Origin of the sequence: Streptomyces sp. FH025 (assembly GCF_017427025.1) — a bacterium.
Lineage (GTDB): Bacteria > Actinomycetota > Actinomycetes > Streptomycetales > Streptomycetaceae > Kitasatospora.
The window spans coordinates 1-2,462 of the sequence record NZ_JAFLNG010000929.1 but is presented as its reverse complement, the minus strand read 5'-3'; the positions used below and the strand labels follow the sequence as shown (position 1 = coordinate 2,462).

Sequence of the window (2,462 nt, the reverse complement as noted above, 5' to 3'; positions counted from 1 at the left end):
GCTGGTCCACTGGTCGGAAGCGAAGAGGTCGGCGGCGACCTGGCGGGCGGTGTACAGCATCTCGGCGAGGCGTTCGCGGCCGGTCGGGGTGAGGGCGGCGTACGCGACCCGGGCGTCGCGGGCGGCGGCCTCGCGGGTCACCAGGCCGATCCGCTCCAGCGGGGCGAGACCGCGGGTGACGCCGGAGGCGGTGAGGCCGAGCGCCTCGGCCAGGTCGACCCGGCGCATCCGGCCGCCGGGGGCCTGTGAGAGGTGCAGCAGCAGGGTGAAGTCGGACAGGCTCACGCCGTGCAGGCCACTGAGGCTCGCGTCGAAGCGCTTGACGACGGCGGCTTGGGCGCGGACGAGGCGCAGGGCGGTGTCCAGCGGGTCGGGTCCTGCGGCGGGCGGTGTGGTGGGGCTGGTCGTCGGGTCTGTCATTGCCACCTCCTTGACTGCTCAAGTATATGTCGACGCGGAGCCGTCAAGGAGGTGGCGGAGGGGGGAGGGGGTCGGGTCAGTTAGCGGTGTTGGCGGCGCGGCGCTGGCGCTTGCCGAGGGGAGCCTGGGAGAGGTCCTCGGCCTGGGAGCGGAGGTTCTTGTAGCCGTAGCCGTGCTCGGTCAGCCAGGCCTGTGCCGCCTGTTCGGCCCGTTCGGTGGCCTCCAGGATGTCCTCCTCGTCCTCGCCCTGGTCGAGGAAGCGGAAGGTGAAGGCGGCCCGCGCGGTGAGGTCGTAGCTGAGGTGGCCCTCGCGGGTGAAGGCGGCGTGCAGGACGTCGTGCTGGGGCGCGGCGGCGAGGAGTTCGGCGCGCTGGGCGTCGGTGAGGCCGTCGAAGACGCCGCGCACCATGATGCGGAAGGTTCGGATGGTCATGCTCCAGACGATAGGCAGGACAGGTGGTGAACCGCCAATGCGATTCCCGTGTTGCCGGGCCCGGTGGGGCGGGCCCGGCAGCACGCGGTCAGCGGGCGAAGGGGCCGAAGACGGTGGCGGCGAGGCGGAGCGCCGGGGCGAAAGTGCCGGGGCCGGTGCCGACGGAGTAGACCAGACGCTTGCTCAGGTCGGAGGTGGCGAACACACCGTCCGAGTAGCCGAGGTCGTGCCCGGTCTTGCCCCACACCAGGGTGCCGTCCTGCAGCGGGATGGCCATCAGCCCGGCGCTGTAGCAGGCCCTGCCCTTGTCCGGGCCGAACAGGCAGTCCCCGGCGTCGTGGTAGGGCACCGGCCGGCCCGAGGCGTCGCGTGGCAGGGCGAGCAGGTCCTGCATCTGCTGCGGCGCGAGGAGTTCACCGTCCAGCAGTGCTCGCAGGAAGCGGTCCAGGTCGGCCGGGGTGGACACCATGGATTCGGGGTTGCCGCCCTGCTCGGAGACGTCCGTCGGGATGTGGGCATTGTTGGGGAACCAGCCGGTCAGGTGTGGCTCGGGCATCTCGGGCCGCCCCTCGGGAACCTCGGTGTGCCGCAGGCCGAGCGGTTTCAGGATGCGGGCGGTCACCTCCTCCTTGATCGAGTGCCCGGTCACGCGCTCGATGACCAGGCCCGCCAGCCGGTAGTTGAAGCTGTTGTACTGCTGCCGGGTGCCGGGCGGGAAAGCCTGGCTGGGCTTGGGGCCGTTCTTCGGGTGCAGCGTCCTCTGGGCGACCTCCTCCAGCGGTTCGAGCCCGAAGCGCTGGGCGATCAGGCCGTCGTTGTCGGTGACGTCCGGGCCCTCCACGGCTTGCGGCAGTCCGCTGGTGTGGTTGAGGAGTTGGCGGACGGTGACCTGCTGGAAGGCATCGGTCAGCTCGATGTCGGGCAGGTACTGCTGGACGGTGCCGTCCAGGTCGATCCGGTGCTCGGCGGAGAGCTGGAGCAGCACGGCGGCGACGAAGGGCTTGTTGATGCTGCCGATCCGGAAGGCGGCGTTCGGCGCGACCGGTCGCCCGCTCACCGGGTCCTCGGCTGCCCCGCGCCATACCCGGCCGTCGACCGTCACCCGGGCGACCACACCCGCCGCCGGATCCCCTGGGCGGGCGGCTATTGCGGCGCTCAGGGCGGCCGGATCGGGGCCGTTCGCCGGGTGCGGGCCGATTGCCAGGGCGGGCGTGGGTATGGCGGCGAGGAGTAGTCCACTGAGGGCGAGGGCGGCGCGTCGGGTGATGGCCATGTGATCTCCAGGGTCGGCGGTGCGGGCGGGGCACGGGATGCTCCGCCGTGGAGAACACGAGTGTGATGTTCGGTCAGTTGCGTTCCACTTGTGAGGGCTCGGGCCGGGGAGATGGTCGTGGCGGTAGCGACGGCGTGAGCGACCCGGGGGAGGAACACGCGGAACACGAGGGACGCGTAGAACGCGAGGGACATGCGGAACGTACGGAACACGGTGGAGGCTCCCTTCCCCGGCGGCCCGGTTGGCCGCCGTCTCGGTGCCTCCAAGACTGATCGCCCATACCCCCTCAGCGCATGTGCCGATCGGCGGATCTCACGCGAGGAATCCGCAGCGCGA

3 protein-coding genes are annotated in these 2,462 nt (G+C 71.4%); all 3 read right to left on the bottom strand.

The genetic code is table 11. The annotated features are described in order from the left end of the window. On the bottom strand, window positions 1-420 hold a 420-nt coding region (locus J0670_RS35785), incomplete at its 3' end, for a MarR family winged helix-turn-helix transcriptional regulator (RefSeq protein ID WP_207816792.1). A gap of 76 nt (window positions 421-496) precedes the next feature. Then, window positions 497-853: a DUF6204 family protein gene (locus J0670_RS35780; protein ID WP_207816785.1), complete on the bottom strand. Its 357-nt coding sequence runs from the start codon at window positions 851-853 to the stop codon at window positions 497-499. Window positions 854-941: 88 nt separating this feature from the next. Further along, complete coding sequence (locus tag J0670_RS35775) at window positions 942-2,126, bottom strand: serine hydrolase (protein ID WP_207816784.1); 1,185 nt, start codon at window positions 2,124-2,126, stop codon at window positions 942-944. Between the last annotated feature and the right edge of the window lie 336 nt (window positions 2,127-2,462).